This is a genomic window from Neorhizobium sp. DAR64872/K0K18, from assembly GCF_050500175.1.
Lineage (GTDB): Bacteria > Pseudomonadota > Alphaproteobacteria > Rhizobiales > Rhizobiaceae > Neorhizobium > Neorhizobium soli.
In genome coordinates this window covers 3,454,190-3,470,222 of record NZ_CP191446.1, presented here as the reverse complement: position 1 = coordinate 3,470,222, position 16,033 = coordinate 3,454,190, and the positions used below count along the sequence as shown (strand labels likewise).

The window sequence follows — 16,033 nt, the reverse complement described above, 5'->3', positions numbered from 1 at the left end:
AACTCCTTCAGCGTTTCGTAGCGGCGTCTGCCGCATCGAAAAACGCATCGATCATGCCCAGATCCTTGGCGCCTGGCGCGCTTTCGACACCGGACGATACATCTATGCCGCTTGCCCGCGTCGATGAGAGCGCAGTCGCGACATTATCCTTGTTCAGGCCCCCGGAAAGCATGTAATCCACGCTCTGGTCAAGCGAGGCCATTGCGTTCCAGTCGAAGGAAACGCCGTTGCCGCCCGGAAGATCGGAGCCTGCCGGTGCCTTGGCATCGAACAGGAAACGATCAGCTACCCCTATATAGGCATCGACGCCTGCAAGATCATCCGCCGACTTCACAGAAAACGCCTTCATGACAGGCAGACCGTAGAGCGCCTTGACGTGCAAAATCCGTTCCGGGCTCTCGTGACCGTGGAGCTGAAGCATGTCCGGGCGAAGCAGCGAGACGATATCGTCCAGTTCCTCGTCATCGGCATCCACCGTGACCGCAACGATCTTAGCTCTACCACGCACCCGGTCCGCCAGGTCTCCGGCGATCTCGGGCGCGATGTTACGCGGGCTCTTGGGGAAGAAGATAAAGCCGATATGGGTTGCGCCACGCGTCACCGCGCGATCGACCGCTTCTTCAGTCTTGAGGCCGCAGATCTTGATATCCGGTTTCATGTGCGCGGATTGGCACGAAACGCGCCCGGAGTCGAGCCCTTCAGCGGTTTGGTGGCGTGACAGTTCGGCACGGACTCCTCTTCTCAAGACCTCAGGCAATCATCCGGGGCGTGATTCGGTTCTCCACCACGATCCTGCACGCGAAAGGACATGCTCGCCGACATAATCACAACCAGAACCTCGGTCAAAAGAGCAGGTTTTTCCGGGAAAATAGACGTTCTCGATTCAGGTTTGATTTATTAGGGTTTTGCCAGTAACTTATTCCACAGCAAATTGTTTCTTGAAATGTTTTCGCAGGGGGTAGTCATGGCGGCAAGAGGTGCGAACTTTGTGCGCGCTGCAATGTGCCTTGCCGCGGTGAGCGCTCTTTCAGCCTGCACTCAGACGACTGCGTCGCTCGATTCCAAGGCTTCGAAGACAAGGACTGCCCAGGTCAATGTGGGTTCGGCAAAGCAGGTCTACACCTATTCGTCCAGCGACCGCGAATGCCTCAAGCGCGCGATGTATTTCGAATCAAGGCGCAGCAGCCCCGATGGTTTCATGGCTGTCGGCAGCGTCATCATGAACCGCCTGACCTCAGGTCTTTACCCTGAGACGATCTGTGGTGTCGTGGGGCAGGAAAAGCAGTTCGCGCCGGGGGTGATGACCCGCAAGATGGACGAAAACACTGCGCCGCAGCTGAATGAAGCAGCGGAAGCCGTGCTGAAGGGCAAGCGCCACCCCGATGTGAAGGAAGCGATGTTCTTCCACACGAAGGGCCTGCGCTTCCCCTACAAGAACATGCATTACGTGGCTGATGCCGGCGGCAACGTGTTTTACGAAAAGCGCGACGAGGACGGCAACTTGCAGACGCCAGAGCCGAAGCCTGCCGGGGCCTATGTCATGATGGCTGAAGGAACGATCGTACCAACGCCGGGAGCGATGAGCATGATCGCACGGGCCGAGCCTGTTCGTGAACAGACACCAAGCCCCGTTGCGGTTGCGTCCGCAGCAACGCAGCAGCCCTTGCCGGGCGTTGCCTCGGTCACAACGGTTGCCGACACATCTTCCGCCGCTGTCGCAACAGTGCAGCCTGTTTCCCATTCGCCCAGCATGATGCAGGCCTACCAGGCCGGCGCTGGCATGGATGCGGCAAGTGCCGCCATTCTTTCGACTGAAGCCTTGCCCAATAGCGGGCCTCTGCCGAAACGGCGCCCGGCGGGTGCCAAGACCGACACAGCCGGCGACATGGTAATGGTCGCGCCGACTCCGCGTCAGTTCCCGGCTCGCACAGCTACACCTTGATCTCTTCGTCCAGTTTCCGTTTGTTTTAGCCGGGCTTCAGCTGAAATCCAGCGCGTGAAGCTGCGAGCCATTCTGCTTCAGCCATTTTCGCGCCTCTTCCATCCTCGGGCAAAGCTGGTGGCAGAGAGCCCAGAACTTTGGCCCGTGGTTCATTTCCTTCAGATGCGCCACTTCGTGGGCTGCGAGGTAATCGATCACCAGCGGCGGCGCCATGACGATGCGCCAGGAAAAGCTCAGGTTTCCATCCCAGGAACAGGATCCCCACCGGCTTCTCGTGTCTTTCAGCGTGACTGATGCGACCGGCTTGCGGATCGATGCAGCATGGCGAAAAGCCAGCAACTCCATATCTCTACGTGCTTCTTTTTTCAGAAATGTCGCGACCCGACGGCCGAGATGATCCTCCAGCCCGCTTACCCTTACCACCGGCACGCCATCGACCACGGCGATTTCCGTCAGGCCGCGAAGCGTTCCGGTATGGTCGATGCGGTGCTGAACGCCGCGAATCGGCACGAAGCCGCCTGAGCGGATGGGATTGTCGGTGGAGAATTTCGAGAGCTTCGTAAGCAGCCAACCCTGATGGCGCTCGAGAAATTCCTCGATCTCGCTGTTTCGAAGGCCTGCCGGCACAGTGAGATTAAGCGCGCGGCCGCCGGGCTCGATGCGCAGCGTGATACGAGTGGCGCGACTGTTTTCCTTGATCGTCAGCGGTAAAGCGCGGTTTCCGACTTCAAGCGTGCGCTTCACGGTTTCGAGCGGTTTCGGGCGGGCGCGAAGGGGCTTTTTGAGGAGCGCGAACATGTAGCCTTTCTAGCCGATTCGAGAGCACCGTTCTCATGAAAAAGCCGGCGTCGCAAGGACGCCGGCTCGTTACGTTTTCAGAAGATCCGTTTGACCGATCAGACGTCGACGACCGGGTTCTGGCCAGAAGCGTTGCTGTTGCGGCGCTCGCGCATGAAACGATCGAACTCTTCCTGATCTTTGGCACGGCGAAGCTCGCGGGAATAGTTGTCGAACTCATCGCGCATCTCGTCGAGCTTGCGGCGTTCTTCATCCATGCGGTTGAGTTCGGCGTTGCGCCAATCGTCGAAGGCAACGTTGCCTGTCGAGAAATGCGTGTTGTAGCCAGCGGCGCGGCTTCTGGAAAACCATCGGCTGGTCCTGCCGGCCCATTCGTCGGCGCGATTGTTCGCATCGCGCTTGAAGCCGCGGAGCCGATCCCCGAAGATGATATAGGCAAGCATAGCCAAGCCAAGCGGCCAGAAGACCACGAAACCGAGCACCATTAAACCAATGGTGGCCGGCGTCCATTCCGGACGAATCAATGCAGACTGGTTCATGGGTTACACCCTTCAGTTCAATGCGGAGTGGCCTGATGCCAGCCCGATGATATCCGATTTGGTGAGCCTCAGACCCGCCTTCAAGAAGACAGGTCGCTAAATCCAAGAACATGCTGAAATACCTTGGAGAAATCCAGATACGGCCATCAATCCGATTCGGACGTCAGGCGGTCGGATCACGCTTGGTACTGCGACGGCGGGGTGCGGGTTTCGCCGCCTTGTTCTCTGCCTTGGTATCTGGCTTGGTTTCTGCCCGGGCATGTTTGCGGGTGAATTCGACGATGCGGGGTGCGATTTCTTGGCGGAAACGCGAGCCGTTGAAGACACCGTAATGGCCGACATCGGGCTGCATGTAATGCTGGCGCTTCTCATCGGGTATATTCGGGCAGATCGTGTGCGCCGCCTGTGTCTGGCCGACGCCGGAGATATCGTCGTTCTCACCTTCGACCGTCAAAAGAGCGACGGAGCGGATGGCTTTGGTATCGACCGGCATCGCGCGATGCATCATTTCGCCCTTGGGCAGGGAGTGGCGGATGAAGACGGCATCGACGGTCTGCAGATAGAATTCTTCCGTGAGATCCATCACCGCCAGATATTCGTCGTAGAATTCCCGGTGCTTTTCGGCCGGCTCGCCGTCGTTCTTGACGAGGTGCTCGTAGAATTCCTTGTGAGCGCTGACGTGGCGGTCAAGGTTCATCGACATGAAGCCTGACAGCTGCAGGAAGCCCGGATAGACGCGCCGCATGAAGCCCGGCTGCGGAAACGGCACGCTCATGATGACATTGTCGCGAAACCATTCGAGTGGGTGATCTCCGGCAAGTTTGTTGACGGCTGTCGGATTGCTGCGGGTATCGATCGGTCCGCCCATCAGCGTCATCGAGGCGGGCGCCATCCGATCACCGCGGGTTTCCATCACCGCAACGGCGGCAAGCACAGGCACCGACGGCTGGCAGACGCCGACCACATGGGTACCGGGGCCGATCCGGTGGAGCATCTCGATCAGGTAGTCGATGTAATCGTCGAGATCGAAGCTGCCTTCAGTGACCGGCACCATGCGGGCATCGATCCAGTCGGTGATGTAGAGATCTGCATGCGGCAGCAATGCTTCGACCGTACCGCGCAGCAGGGTGGCATAGTGTCCGGACATCGGCGCGACGATGAGGATCTTCTGGTCGGCCGGGCGCGCGGCGGGCAGATCGCGGCGGAAATGCAGGAGATTGCAGAAGGGCTTTGCCCAGACGATCTCTTCGGTCACCGTGACCGGTTTGCCGTCGACTACTGTCTGCGGCAGATCGAAGCTCGGCTTTCCGTAACGCCGGGTCATTCGCTCGAACACTTCGAGACTGGCCGACATGGTGCGGCCGAGCGTGGTCTGGGCGAACGGGTTCATCGGATTGTCGGACATGAAACGCATGGCATCCGCGGCGGCCCGGAAGGGCGCCATGGCAGCATGGTTCAGTTCATAGAGCTGGTAGAACATGAAATCGGGCTCTCCTCATCCCTGGTCCGATATCCGTCAAAGCGGTGGCGGGACAAACGTTCCGCCATCGGAATGCGGAAAGGCTAGCACTTTTGAAGCCAGTTATAAAAGGGCGGCCATTTGGCACCGCCCTTTCCCTCAATACGGCATCAGATATCGGCGACGAATGTCTGCTTCTGGGTGCCGAGGCCATCGATGCCGAGTTCGACGACATCGCCGGCTTTGAGGAAGCGCGGCGGCTTGAGGCCGAGACCGACGCCCGGAGGAGTACCGGTGGAGATGATATCGCCCGGATGCAGCGACATGAACTGGCTGAGATAGGAGACGAGGAAGGCGACGCCGTACACCATGGTCTTGGATGAGCCGTTCTGCATCTTTTCGCCGTTGACCGTCAGCCACATTCCGAGGTTCTGCGGATCGGCAACCTCGTCCTTGGTGACAAGCCACGGACCGATCGGACCGAACGTGTCGCAGGACTTGCCCTTGGTCCACTGGCCCGCGCGTTCCGTCTGGAAGGCGCGCTCGGAGACGTCGTTCGTGAGGCAGTAGCCGGCAACGTAATCCAGCGCGTCGGCTTCCGAGACGTATTTCGCGGTCTTTCCAATGACGACGCCGAGTTCGACTTCCCAGTCGGTCTTTTCCGACGTGCGCGGAATGACGACGTCGTCGTTGGGGCCGACGATCGCGGAGGTCGCCTTCATGAAGATGATCGGTTCCGGCGGCACTGTGGCACCGGTTTCGGCCGCGTGGTCTGAATAGTTGAGGCCGATGCAGATGAACTTGCCGGTGCCCGTCACGCAGGCGCCGATACGATCGGCAGACAGTTCCGGCAATGTTGTCGCGTCGATGGCGGCAATCGCCTTCAAACCCTCAGGCGAAATCGCCTCGCCGCCGATATCGGCGACATGGCCGGACAGATCGCGGATCTTGCCATCCTGATCGAGCAATGCCGGCTTTTCCTGGCCCGCAGGTCCTACACGCATCAATTTCAAGGTCTTGTTCCTCCAGTTGTCAGACAAGTGTTTATGCAAAATAGAGGCGCACTTGTCACCCCTGTTTCTGTCTTCTGCGGTTCATTGCAAAGCGTCGGCGTTTGCCTAGATTGGTAACACGCCAACTTTATGAGGATGCCCCATGACGACCAGCAACAACCGCACTTCGGAATTTCCAATCGACGCATTCTTTCTCGACCGCTGGTCGCCGCGGGCTTTTGCAAAGGAAGCAATCGAGCGAGACACGATGCTGACCATTCTGGATGCCGCGCATTGGGCACCCTCTTCCGGCAACAGCCAGCCTTGGCGCTTTGTCTACGCGTTACATGGCACCGAGGATTTCACCAGACTTGCGGATCTACTCGTTCCGGGCAATCGGCGCTGGGCACAAAACGCGGGTGCGCTGGTCTTCTTCGTATCGAAAACCTATCGCGTTTCCAAGGATGGCGAACGTCGTGAGGGCTATACGCATTCTTTCGACACGGGCGCCGCGTGGTTCTCAATCATCTGCCAGGCGATGAAGCTTGGGTATCATGCGCATGGCATGGAAGGGTTCGACAAGGAAAAGGCTGTTGGCGAACTTGGTTTGCCTGAGGGTTTCAGGGTGGAAGCCGCAGCGGCGATCGGGCGCATGGCAGCCAAGGACACGCTGCCGGAGGACTTGCGCGAGCGTGAGGTTCCAAGCCAGCGCAAGCCTGTATCGGAAGTCGCTTTCGAAGGAAGGTTTGCCGGCGAAGAATAATTGTTTCACGTGAATCGTCCATCCACAGGTTAGATTCACGTGAAACAGATTTCTGCTGGACAAACAAAAACGGCGGCCGGGAGGCCGCCATTTTTGCACGATGAAAAGATTGCTAGATATCGAGGTTGGCGACATTCAGCGCGTTCTCTTGAATGAACTCGCGCCGGGGCTCGACCTCGTCGCCCATCAAACGCGAGAACAGGCCGTCTGCATCCGTCGCATCGGGAACCTTGACCTGAAGCAGCGAGCGAACGTTGGGATCAAGCGTTGTTTCCCACAGCTGCTCGGCATTCATTTCACCAAGTCCCTTATAGCGCTGCATGGACAGGCCCTTGCGTCCCGCAGCAAAGATCGTGTCGAGAAGGGCGCGTGGACCTGAAATATCCTGCTCGCTATCCTTGCGAGCGAGGACTGGCGACGTGCTGTAGATCTCCTGCAGACGCGACGACATCTGGTCGATATGGCGGGCATCGGCAGAGCCGATCAGGGCCACATCGATCACGGCGACTTCCTTGACGCCACGAACCATCCGCTCGAAGCGCATGCCGCCTTCGTCGGTGACGTGACCCGACCAGCCACGCTCGGTTTCCTCGGCGATCATATCGAGACGCTTGGCGACTTCGTTAGCCGTCTGCTGGGCCCGTTCGGGGTTATCCGTCAGATCTGGATGAAGCGCGCCGGCAATGGCTGCCTGCTCGATGATCGAGCGGTTGTAGCGAGAATGCAGTCCCTCGATGATCGAGCGGATGCGCAATGCATCCTGGATGACTTCGCGCATATCCTGGCCGGCACGGACTTCACCGGAGCCGAGGGTCAGGGTCGTATCTTCCAGCCCCATGCCGATCAGATACTCTTCCAGAGCCTGCTCGTTCTTCAGGTACTGGATCGACTTGCCGCGCGTCACCTTATAGAGCGGCGGCTGGGCAATGTAGATGTGGCCACGCTCGATCAGTTCCGGCATCTGCCGGAAGAAGAAGGTCAGCAGCAGGGTTCTGATATGGGCGCCGTCGACGTCGGCATCGGTCATGATGATGATCTTGTGATAGCGCAGCTTGTCAGCGTTGAACTCATCCTTGCCGATCGATGTGCCCAGAGCGGTAATCAGCGTGCCGATTTCCTGGCTGGACAGCATCTTGTCGAAACGGGCGCGCTCGACGTTCAGGATCTTGCCGCGGAGCGGTAGGATCGCCTGGGTATCACGCGAACGGCCCTGTTTGGCGGAACCGCCGGCGGAGTCACCCTCGACGAGGAAGACTTCGGACTTGGCCGGATCGCGTTCGGAGCAATCGGCGAGCTTGCCGGGAAGCGAAGCGATATCGAGCACCCCCTTGCGGCGGGTGAGTTCACGAGCCTTGCGGGCCGCTTCGCGGGCAACAGCAGCTTCCACCACCTTGCCGACGAGGATCTTCGCTTCAGCCGGATGTTCTTCAAGCCAGGAGCTCAGCGCTTCGTTGACGAGGCTTTCGACAACCGGGCGCACTTCCGAGGACACGAGTTTGTCCTTGGTCTGCGACGAGAACTTCGGATCCGGCACCTTCACGGAAAGAACTGCGGTCAGGCCTTCTCGGCAGTCGTCACCGGTGAGCGAAACCTTTTCCTTTTTCATGATGCCGGACGAATCCGCATAGGACGTGATCTGGCGAGTCAGCGCACCACGGAAGCCCGCCATATGCGTGCCGCCATCGCGCTGCGGAATGTTGTTGGTGAAGCAGAGAACGTTCTCGTGGTAGCTGTCATTCCACCACATCGCGACTTCCACCGTCATGCCGTCCTTCTCGCCCTTGATGGCGACAGGCTTTTCGACGAGCGGCTTCTTGGAACGGTCGAGATATTTGACGAAGGCTTCGAGGCCGCCGTCATACAGCATTTCCTCTTCCTTCACGTCGGGCTTGCGCCGATCCGTGAGCCGGATTCGAACGCCGGAGTTGAGGAAGGCGAGTTCGCGAAGGCGGTGCTCGAGTGTGCCGTAATCGAACTCGGTCATGGTGAAGGTTTCGGTGCTGGCGAGGAAGGTAACTTCCGTGCCGGAGCGACCTTCATAATCCCCGATGACCTTCAGCGGCGCATCGGCGACGCCGTGCGTGAACGAGATCTCGTGAACCTTGCCTGAGCGACGGATCTTCAGCTTGAGCCAGACCGAAAGTGCATTGACGACCGAGACGCCAACGCCGTGCAGTCCGCCCGAGACCTTGTAGGAATTCTGGTCGAACTTACCGCCGGCGTGGAGCTGGGTCATGATGACCTCGGCTGCCGAGACGCCTTCGCCGGTATGGATATCCGTCGGAATGCCGCGACCGTTGTCGGTGACGCTGACCGAGCCATCCGCATTGAGCGTGACCGTGACGATATCTGCATGGCCGGCCAAGGCTTCGTCGATCGCGTTGTCGACGACCTCGTAGACCATGTGATGCAGACCCGAGCCGTCGTCTGTGTCGCCGATATACATGCCTGGGCGCTTTCGCACCGCATCCAGGCCCTTTAGAACCTTGATGGAATCGGCACCGTATTCGGCACTCGCGCCGTGATCGCTGACGGGTGTGTCGGTCATTCAGTCTCTTCCAGTTGGTTAAAATACCGGCGAGCGAATCACCGGAGTCTCCGCCTTGAATATAGGGAATTCAGGGCGGTTTCTAAAGGTTGGTGCCTCGCAAAATGCCTGGAAAGGCGTGGATGCGCAGAGATTTCCAGGGCAATTCAAGCCTTTTGCAGAAGTCTTCGCATTTCCTCTAGCACGTCCGGCGGCAAAGAGCGAATCCGTGCCGCCAAGGCGTTGGCAAATGCGGTGTATGCAGGCGCTAGACCTGTCGTGTCGAGGACCACTTTCGGGCGCGAGGCTTCTGCAACTCGAAACAATTCTTCCGCTTCATCCCAGATGATGTTGAAATAGCCGGTGATACGCTGGAGCAGCTCGAATGTGGGCCGGCCCCGTTTGCCATGTTCCAAGGCCGACAGATAGGCAGGCGTAACCCCGATCGCCTCTGCCAGTTGCCTCTGGGTAACTCCCTTTTTGGCGCGCAGCTGTCGAAGCGCTTCACCAAAGGGCGTCACAGGACCGATCCCCGATAATCCGCACGGCTCTTTGAAAGCCGCACGTACATGGCGCCCTCGCCACCATGGTTTTGGGCTGCCCATTCGTAGGACGAGATCAGGAAACGAAATTCGGCCTTCGAGAACCACAGCGGCACCGCACGGCGCAGAACCCCCTCGCCGCCCACCGAGCGGCCCTTGCCGGTGATGACGAGAACATGGCGCAGACCGCGATCATGAGCACTGTAGAGAAAATCGAGCAGCAGATCGTGGGCGGCGTCCTGGTAGAGACCATGCAGATCGAGCCGAGCATCGATCGCCAGGCGACCCTTGGCGAGCTTCTTCCGGGTGGGTTTTTCCAGCGGATGATGAATGCCGGCAGGCTTTTTTACCTTCGGCGCGACTGCCGCGAAGGCATCGCTGACACGCTGGGTTGGCGGTACCGGAGGCTTGGAGACTTCATCCTCTGCCGCCAGTCGTGCCGCCATTTCCTCTTCGAAGGCAGCGATCTCTTTCATGCGCCCAGGCAGAGCACGGGCGGATTTCGCCACCTTGCCCCAAAGGATGCGTTCATCCGAACTGAGTTTTCGATCCTTCATGCGCCATATCCTACCCGGCATAACGGCCGGCGGCCGCGTTTGGGACGAGGATATAGAAATCCGCATCGTTTCGCACCGTGCCGGCAAGCTCGCCTGCGTGATAGCCGGAACCGGTGAAGATATCGCCCCTTGCAGGCCCAATAATGGCTGAACCCGTATCGAGCGCCAGCATCAGCCGCGCGAACGGCTTGCCGTCGTCGAGATGTGTCAGCCGTTCCGCATGGATGAAAAAGGGGTAGCCGAATGTGTGAATGGAGCGATCCACGGCGAGCGAGCGTCCCGCGATCAGCGGCACCTTGGCGGCAGCGATAGGACCGAGGTCAGGGTCGCTGACATCGGCCTCACGGAAGAAGATGTAGGACTTGTTGTGCCATAAGACTTCATCAACCTTAGCCGGATTCGACACCAGAGCTTCGGCAAGCCACGCCCGTATGCTCTGCATGGAAATATCTTCGCGAGCGATTTCGCCACGATCGATCAGAAGCTTGCCGATCGGCGAAAACGGATGGCCTGCCTTTGCTGCGTAGGTGATGCGCCGGACGCGGCCATCGGGGTAGACCAGCCGAGCTGCGCCCTGAACATGGGCAAAGAAGACGTCGATCCGCGACCGTGCGAAGGCTATCTCCAGCCCCCGGCCGTCGAGACAGCCGCGATCGATTTCACCGCGATCCGGATAAGCGACGATACCATCCGGCGTCTGACGGCCGAACATGTAGCCGGAGTCGAGATCCGCAGGGCGATTGCTGTCGTCGAGATCGACGAGATCGTCAGGCCGGAAATAGAAGGGATGGGTGAAAAGACCTTCGCTCACATCGGAGACGTCGACTTCCGGTTCGTAGAAGGCGGTGACGAATCCTTGTTCGTCATTGTGCTTCAGGATCCGGAAGGGTGTGCAGCGTTGTTCGAAGAAGGTGCGAGCTGCAGAGGCATCGGCAACTGGTGCGGCCTGCTCGAAGAGGTCCGCCAGTTCCATGGCCTCCAGGCCGAGAGAACCCTTGCGATAGGGCTTAACGTTGCGGATATGGGCCGCGCAAGCGCGCATCGCCTCATACAGCGGGCTCGGATCGTCGGCAGCCCAACCGGGGAGATCCACGAAGTCGACCCTCTCGAGGCGGAAGTCAGAGAGGGTCGGAGACGCGGAAATCATTGTTCGGATTCGGTGGCGACCAGCTTCCAGTTCGGGTCGCGGGAGCCGATGTCGCGGGCAAAGGTCCAGATGTCGATGACGTCGGCTACGGTTTCCTGATCGCCGTCGATCAGCGTGCCGGCCTTGTCGAAGGTTGCGGAGATCAACTGGCTGACAATGCGGACGGTAACCTGAGATTCGCCGTCCTTGATCGAAACCTGTGTCATGTCGCATTTGTCGATGCCGACAAAGGTGGACTTGATCACCTCGCCCTTGGCCTCGCGCTCGGCGATCGCCGCTTCGAAGCCGTCATAGACCTCATTGGAGAGAAGCCCCTTCAAGGTCTTCCGATCACCATCGGCAAAAGCCATGACGATCATTTCGTACGCCATCCGCACGCCGTTGAGGAATTCCTTCGGGCGGAACGACGGATCTTCCTTCACGAGGGCACGAAGCGATGCGTTGAGCGGCGTATCAGGCTTTGCGACGGCATCGATATCGGCATTGCGTTGTTCCTCATCGACATTGTCGCGGCGAGGAAGCGTCACTACCTTGCTATCGTCCTCGACGGGACCGCGGGCAACATCGCGAGGGCTGACTGTCTCAGTCGGCGGCTTCTCATGTCCCGTGCGCCGGCCGAGGACGCTGCGCAATTGCAGGAATATCAGCACTGCTGCGACGAGGAAAAACAGTGTTATCAAGTCGTTCGAGCCCATTTTATCCCGCAATTGTCGTTTAAAAGTTCTATGCAGCTTTTCATATAGTCTCCTACCGCCCATCTTCAAATAGCAACGGCGTGAGATGAACCCATATCCGCCAATTAGATACAGGCAATGATTATGCGCTTACCATTCCTTCCGGTTGTTCTCCTGGCTTGGCCGCTGGCCGAAATCGCTGGTTTTGTTTTGGTCGGAAGAGCGATCGGACTTTGGGGAACGCTTGGCCTCGTCCTCGGAACGGGCCTCCTGGGCGCATTGATGATCCGCGGCCAGGGGATGACTATGCTGCGGCGGCTTTCGACAGAAGGGCGCGAAGGTCGGATGCCTGCAGCCGAACTGGTGAGCGGAGCGATGGTCGTGGTGGCTGGCATCCTGCTGATGCTGCCGGGGTTTCTGACCGACATCGTTGGTCTCGCGCTGCTTGTGCCCTTTATCCGCAAGCTGATCTGGTCGGCCATCGGCAGCCGCGTGGTCGTCGTGAATTCGGGCGATCGCAGAAGCCCGGGCGGTTTTCGCGCCGGTCCCGGCCCTGGCCCCGGTCCTGCGCCTGTTCATCCGGTTGGATCCGGCCCGGTGGTCGATCTCGATGACGACGATTATCGCCGCGAACCGAACCCGTCCTCGCCTTGGGCGGACAAGGATAAGCGGATCGAACCTTAAGGCTAAGATCTCGCAGGGTTGTAAGCCCCGGAGCGAAATGTTAAGTGCCCCCAACGCTTTTCAGCCACCCTTTCCAGCCTTGAGGAATTTTTATGGCAGACGATAACGAACAGGCTTCCGCACCCTCGCTCAATATCCTGGCGCAGTACACCAAGGATCTTTCGTTCGAAAATCCCGGCGCGCCGCGCTCGCTGCAGTCGCGCGACAAGGCACCAGCGATCAACATCAGCGTCAACGTCAACGCCAATCCGCTTTCGGAAAACGACTTCGACGTCGTTCTGTCGCTGAGTGCCGAAGCCCGCGAAGACGACAAGATCGTGTTTGCGGCCGAGCTGGTATACGGCGGCGTTTTCCGCATCACCGGTTTCCCGCAGGAGCACATGCTGCCGCTCCTGTTTATCGAATGCCCGCGTCTTCTCTTCCCGTTCGCACGCCAGATCATTTCCGACGTGACCCGCAACGGTGGCTTCCCGCCGCTGATGATCGATCCGATCGATTTCGGTCAGATGTTCTCGCAGCGTATGGCCGAAGAACAGACCAAGTCGCAGGTTCAGCCGCTCAACAGCTGAGCGAGCAACGGATAGAATATAAAAGCCCGGTCACAGCCGGGCTTTTTTCATGTCTGGACTTCAGCAGGAATCAGTCGGCTGCATATTTCAGCCAGACGGCCTTATCCTTCAGTCCACTCACCATCGCGGCATGGGCGGCGATGTCGTCTTCGCTAATGCGCGGCGGCAGATGGCGTGGCCGTGCGGCGATCGCGGTGACCACCACATCCTCGATCTCGATGACGTTTCTCGGCTGATCAGCACCGACCAGACCGAGAGCCGCCTGCCGGCCGCCGGTCATCTCGATATACACTTCCGCCAGGAGTTCGGAGTCGAGCAGCGCGCCGTGCTTGGTGCGATGGCCATTGTCGATGCCGTAGCGACGGCACAGTGCGTCGAGGGAGTTAGGACCCATCGGATGCTTTCGGCGGGCCATCGAAAGCGTATCGACCACGTTTTCCGGTGGGACCGGCGGCAGGCCTATGCGTTCAAATTCGGCATTGATAAAGCCGATATCGAAATTGGCATTGTGGGCGATCCACCGGGCGCCATCGAAGAAGTCGATGATCTGTTGCGCCACCTGGGCGAAGGGCGGCTTGTCTTTCAGCGACTCATCGGTAATGCCATGGACGGCCAGCGCATCCGGATGAACCTTGCGATCGCCCGGGTTGATATAGAGGTGCAACGTTCTCCCCGTCGGGAAGTTGTTGATGAGCTCTATGCCGCCGATTTCGATAATCCGGTCGGCCTTGGATTCAAGGCCGGTGGTTTCGGTATCGAAGATGATTTCACGCATGGGTATTTCCGTTCCTGCTGCCGGCTTTTAGAGTGGCGATGATGTCGCGCACGCTTGATCTGGCTGGCTCCAGTCCGGCGCCGGTGTCGATGACGAAATCGGCACGCGCCCGCTTTTCGGCATCCGGAACCTGCCGCGCCAAGATCATCGACAACTTCTCCTCTGTCATGCCGGGCCGCGCAAGTACCCTCTGGCGCTGCACCTGTGGATCGCAGCTGACGACGACGACAAAATCGACCCTTTTCTCGCCGCCGGTCTCGAACAGCAAGGGAATGTCGAGCACGACGAGCGCTGCGCCGGCGCTTTTGTGTTTATCGAGAAATTCCGTTTCGCGTTTGCGCACCAGCGGGTGGACGATGGATTCCAGCAGTTTGAATTTTTCAGGTGCTACCGAAAGCTGGCGCGACAGTTCCTGTCGGTCGACGACACCGTCTCTGACCGCATTCGGGAACGCCTCCGCGATCGGATCGACCGCTTCACCGTGATAGAGATCGTGGACCACCTGGTCGGCATCGTTGACCGGGATACCCTCTTGCGCAAACATTTCTGCGGTGGTGGATTTCCCCATGCCGATGGAGCCGGTGAGGCCGATAACGATCATCCGTGAATATCCATATCTGCGATGACAAGATCCCGCAGCGTCTGATCGACGACAGGGCGGAGGCCGAACCATTTCTCGAAACCCGGCACGGCCTGATGCAGAAGCATGCCGAGACCATCCACGGTCACGAAGCCCTGCTCCTCCGCCTGTTTCAGAATGTCCGTTTGCAGCGGGATATAAACGATATCGGTAACGACTGCGTTCGTGAGCATGGTCGAGAAGTCGAACTGCGGTATCGGCGCGCCGTCCATGCCGAGCGATGTTGTATTCACAAAGAGACCTGCGCCGGACATGACCTCGCCCAGTGCTTCCATCGCATGCGCGTGCACGTTTTGTCCGAACCGGTCGGCAAGTTCCTGCGCACGCGCCACGGTCCGGTTGACGACGTGAATTTCTCCGACGCCCTGATCCCTGACGGCTTGAATGATAGCTCGGCTGGCACCGCCAGCACCGAGAATGACGGCGCGATCGACATTTCCCCAACCGGGCGACTGTTCGTCGAGGTTGGCGGTAAAACCGTAGACATCGGAGTTCGAGGCGTGAAGAACACCTTCCTCCATCCACAGCGTGTTGGCGGCACCGAGTTCTTCGGCGATCGCATCTGGACGATCAGCGAGCGCAAAAGCCATTTCCTTGTGGGGAATGGTGACATTGCCGCCGCGATAGCCTGATGATCCGTCTTTAAGCTTGCTGACGAAAGCTGGAAAATCCTCAGGTGCCACCGCTTCACGTGTGTAGCGGCCAGAAATACCGAACTTAGCCAGCCAATGACCGTGGATGATCGGCGAACGCGAGTGCTTGATCGGCCACCCCGTTACGAAAGCGTTAACCAAAAGTGTTTCACGTGAATCAGCCATCGATCGCTCCGATAGCGCGTAAAGTGTCGAGAAGCGGCAGCATGGGGAGGCCGAGAATGGTGAAGTAATCTCCATCGATCCGCGAGAATAGCTGAATGCCCTCACCTTCCAACTGGTAGGCGCCGACGCTTCCGAACACCGTTTCGCCCACCCTATCGAGATAGCGATCCACGAATATCTCGCTGAGCGGTCTGACGGTAAGATCGGCGTGTGCAACATGCTCCCAAAGGGTTTCGCCATCGCGCACAAGAGCGACGGCGCTGTTCAGCCTATGCGTCCTGTCCGACAGAGAGAGCAGGCTTTCGCGCGCCTCTTCCCGTGATTTCGGCTTGTGATAAACGCGATGATCGAGCGACATGGTCTGATCCGACCCGATGACGATGGCGGAAGGATAGTGTCTGCTGACATCGAGCGCCTTGGCCTTTGCCAAGGTCAGCGCGACGATATCTGGGCTGGCGCCCACCAGTCCCGCCTCGATCTGACGTTCATCGATATCGGCGGCCCGGCTTTCGAAACTCAGCCCCGCATTTTCCATCAACATGCGTCTGAACTTGCTGGATGAGGCCAATATGAGTGGCCTTGAGTGAGACATTGTCACGGCAGATCT

Annotated in this window: 18 protein-coding genes; 4 read left to right on the top strand and 14 right to left on the bottom strand. The window is 58.9% G+C overall.

Annotated features, from left to right (window positions below; genetic code table 11):
• Nucleotides 1–7: 7 nt before the first annotated feature.
• On the bottom strand, nt 8–658 hold the full coding sequence (locus ACQY1P_RS22345) for a phosphoribosylanthranilate isomerase (protein ID WP_430255548.1): 651 nt from the start codon (nt 656–658) through the stop codon (nt 8–10).
• A 306-nt stretch (nt 659–964) separates the two neighbouring features.
• Here ACQY1P_RS22345 and ACQY1P_RS22340 point away from each other — a divergent pair, with 306 nt between their 5' ends.
• Complete coding sequence (locus ACQY1P_RS22340; RefSeq protein ID WP_062577120.1) at nt 965–1,942, top strand: cell wall hydrolase; 978 nt, start codon at nt 965–967, stop codon at nt 1,940–1,942.
• 36 nt (nt 1,943–1,978) lie between these two features.
• Here the strand turns inward: ACQY1P_RS22340 and ACQY1P_RS22335 are convergent, their stop codons facing one another.
• From ACQY1P_RS22335 to ACQY1P_RS22320, 4 genes are all read right to left on the bottom strand, one after another.
• Entirely contained in the window at nt 1,979–2,740 is a 762-nt protein-coding gene (locus ACQY1P_RS22335; RefSeq protein ID WP_192078913.1) for a M48 family metallopeptidase, read from the bottom strand.
• A 98-nt stretch (nt 2,741–2,838) separates the two neighbouring features.
• Nucleotides 2,839–3,279: a DUF2852 domain-containing protein gene (locus ACQY1P_RS22330; RefSeq protein WP_430255545.1), complete on the bottom strand. Its 441-nt coding sequence runs from the start codon at nt 3,277–3,279 to the stop codon at nt 2,839–2,841.
• A 163-nt stretch (nt 3,280–3,442) separates the two neighbouring features.
• Nucleotides 3,443–4,759, bottom strand: coding sequence for a polyhydroxyalkanoate depolymerase (locus ACQY1P_RS22325; protein WP_430255543.1), 1,317 nt, complete (start codon nt 4,757–4,759; stop codon nt 3,443–3,445).
• A gap of 149 nt (nt 4,760–4,908) precedes the next feature.
• Nucleotides 4,909–5,751 (bottom strand): fumarylacetoacetate hydrolase family protein, encoded by an 843-nt coding sequence (locus ACQY1P_RS22320; protein WP_430255541.1) that lies wholly within the window; start codon nt 5,749–5,751, stop codon nt 4,909–4,911.
• A gap of 142 nt (nt 5,752–5,893) precedes the next feature.
• On the opposite strand from ACQY1P_RS22320, the gene ACQY1P_RS22315 reads away from it, so the two are divergent.
• A complete protein-coding gene (locus tag ACQY1P_RS22315; protein ID WP_430255539.1) occupies nt 5,894–6,493 on the top strand; it encodes a nitroreductase family protein in 600 nt (199 codons plus the stop codon).
• Between the two features lie 112 nt (nt 6,494–6,605).
• Here the strand turns inward: ACQY1P_RS22315 and gyrB are convergent, their stop codons facing one another.
• From gyrB to ACQY1P_RS22290, 5 genes are all read right to left on the bottom strand, one after another.
• On the bottom strand, nt 6,606–9,041 hold the full coding sequence (gyrB, locus tag ACQY1P_RS22310) for a DNA topoisomerase (ATP-hydrolyzing) subunit B (RefSeq protein WP_062577110.1): 2,436 nt from the start codon (nt 9,039–9,041) through the stop codon (nt 6,606–6,608).
• A 146-nt stretch (nt 9,042–9,187) separates the two neighbouring features.
• Nucleotides 9,188–9,541, bottom strand: a complete 354-nt coding sequence (locus ACQY1P_RS22305; protein WP_092665195.1) for a helix-turn-helix domain-containing protein — start codon at nt 9,539–9,541, stop codon at nt 9,188–9,190.
• Nucleotides 9,538–10,119: a Smr/MutS family protein gene (locus ACQY1P_RS22300; protein ID WP_082471708.1), complete on the bottom strand. Its 582-nt coding sequence runs from the start codon at nt 10,117–10,119 to the stop codon at nt 9,538–9,540. The genes ACQY1P_RS22305 and ACQY1P_RS22300 overlap by 4 nt, the downstream gene beginning before the upstream one ends.
• Nucleotides 10,120–10,129: 10 nt before the next feature.
• Entirely contained in the window at nt 10,130–11,266 is a 1,137-nt protein-coding gene (gene mltA, locus ACQY1P_RS22295) for a murein transglycosylase A (RefSeq protein ID WP_430255537.1), read from the bottom strand.
• Nucleotides 11,263–11,961: a Tim44/TimA family putative adaptor protein gene (locus tag ACQY1P_RS22290; RefSeq protein ID WP_062462907.1), complete on the bottom strand. Its 699-nt coding sequence runs from the start codon at nt 11,959–11,961 to the stop codon at nt 11,263–11,265. The genes mltA and ACQY1P_RS22290 overlap by 4 nt, the downstream gene beginning before the upstream one ends.
• Nucleotides 11,962–12,084: 123 nt before the next feature.
• On the opposite strand from ACQY1P_RS22290, the gene ACQY1P_RS22285 reads away from it, so the two are divergent.
• Nucleotides 12,085–12,624, top strand: coding sequence for an FxsA family protein (locus ACQY1P_RS22285; protein ID WP_062463061.1), 540 nt, complete (start codon nt 12,085–12,087; stop codon nt 12,622–12,624).
• A gap of 92 nt (nt 12,625–12,716) precedes the next feature.
• Nucleotides 12,717–13,193 carry a protein-export chaperone SecB gene (gene secB, locus ACQY1P_RS22280; RefSeq protein WP_062462904.1) on the top strand — a complete coding sequence of 159 codons (477 nt, stop codon included), beginning with the start codon at nt 12,717–12,719 and terminating at the stop codon, nt 13,191–13,193.
• A 70-nt stretch (nt 13,194–13,263) separates the two neighbouring features.
• Here secB and dnaQ read toward each other — a convergent pair whose 3' ends face one another.
• The 4 genes from dnaQ to ACQY1P_RS22260 are packed head-to-tail and all read right to left on the bottom strand — an operon-like array spanning nt 13,264 to nt 16,018.
• Nucleotides 13,264–13,968, bottom strand: a complete 705-nt coding sequence (dnaQ, locus tag ACQY1P_RS22275; protein ID WP_325265625.1) for a DNA polymerase III subunit epsilon — start codon at nt 13,966–13,968, stop codon at nt 13,264–13,266.
• Complete coding sequence (gene coaE, locus ACQY1P_RS22270) at nt 13,961–14,569, bottom strand: dephospho-CoA kinase (RefSeq protein WP_062462898.1); 609 nt, start codon at nt 14,567–14,569, stop codon at nt 13,961–13,963. The genes dnaQ and coaE overlap by 8 nt, the downstream gene beginning before the upstream one ends.
• Entirely contained in the window at nt 14,566–15,426 is an 861-nt protein-coding gene (locus ACQY1P_RS22265) for a shikimate dehydrogenase (protein ID WP_325265624.1), read from the bottom strand. Before ACQY1P_RS22265 ends, coaE begins: the two co-directional genes overlap by 4 nt.
• Entirely contained in the window at nt 15,419–16,018 is a 600-nt protein-coding gene (locus ACQY1P_RS22260) for a Maf-like protein (protein WP_430256758.1), read from the bottom strand. The genes ACQY1P_RS22265 and ACQY1P_RS22260 overlap by 8 nt, the downstream gene beginning before the upstream one ends.
• Nucleotides 16,019–16,033 lie beyond the last annotated feature (15 nt).

Excerpts from the sequence above, each read along its gene's own strand:
- ACQY1P_RS22345 (WP_430255548.1), bottom strand. The coding sequence starts at position 658 with ATGAAACCGGATATCAAGATCTGCGGCCTCAAGACTGAAGAAGCGGTC.
- ACQY1P_RS22340 (WP_062577120.1), top strand. The coding sequence starts at position 965 with ATGGCGGCAAGAGGTGCGAACTTTGTGCGCGCTGCAATGTGCCTTGCC.
- ACQY1P_RS22335 (WP_192078913.1), bottom strand. The coding sequence starts at position 2,740 with ATGTTCGCGCTCCTCAAAAAGCCCCTTCGCGCCCGCCCGAAACCGCTC.
- ACQY1P_RS22330 (WP_430255545.1), bottom strand. The coding sequence starts at position 3,279 with ATGAACCAGTCTGCATTGATTCGTCCGGAATGGACGCCGGCCACCATT.
- ACQY1P_RS22325 (WP_430255543.1), bottom strand. The coding sequence starts at position 4,759 with ATGTTCTACCAGCTCTATGAACTGAACCATGCTGCCATGGCGCCCTTC.
- ACQY1P_RS22315 (WP_430255539.1), top strand. The coding sequence starts at position 5,894 with ATGACGACCAGCAACAACCGCACTTCGGAATTTCCAATCGACGCATTC.
- gyrB (WP_062577110.1), bottom strand. The coding sequence starts at position 9,041 with ATGACCGACACACCCGTCAGCGATCACGGCGCGAGTGCCGAATACGGT.
- ACQY1P_RS22300 (WP_082471708.1), bottom strand. The coding sequence starts at position 10,119 with ATGAAGGATCGAAAACTCAGTTCGGATGAACGCATCCTTTGGGGCAAG.
- mltA (WP_430255537.1), bottom strand. The coding sequence starts at position 11,266 with ATGATTTCCGCGTCTCCGACCCTCTCTGACTTCCGCCTCGAGAGGGTC.
- ACQY1P_RS22290 (WP_062462907.1), bottom strand. The coding sequence starts at position 11,961 with ATGGGCTCGAACGACTTGATAACACTGTTTTTCCTCGTCGCAGCAGTG.
- ACQY1P_RS22285 (WP_062463061.1), top strand. The coding sequence starts at position 12,085 with ATGCGCTTACCATTCCTTCCGGTTGTTCTCCTGGCTTGGCCGCTGGCC.
- secB (WP_062462904.1), top strand. The coding sequence starts at position 12,717 with ATGGCAGACGATAACGAACAGGCTTCCGCACCCTCGCTCAATATCCTG.
- dnaQ (WP_325265625.1), bottom strand. The coding sequence starts at position 13,968 with ATGCGTGAAATCATCTTCGATACCGAAACCACCGGCCTTGAATCCAAG.
- coaE (WP_062462898.1), bottom strand. The coding sequence starts at position 14,569 with ATGATCGTTATCGGCCTCACCGGCTCCATCGGCATGGGGAAATCCACC.
- ACQY1P_RS22265 (WP_325265624.1), bottom strand. The coding sequence starts at position 15,426 with ATGGCTGATTCACGTGAAACACTTTTGGTTAACGCTTTCGTAACGGGG.
- ACQY1P_RS22260 (WP_430256758.1), bottom strand. The coding sequence starts at position 16,018 with ATGTCTCACTCAAGGCCACTCATATTGGCCTCATCCAGCAAGTTCAGA.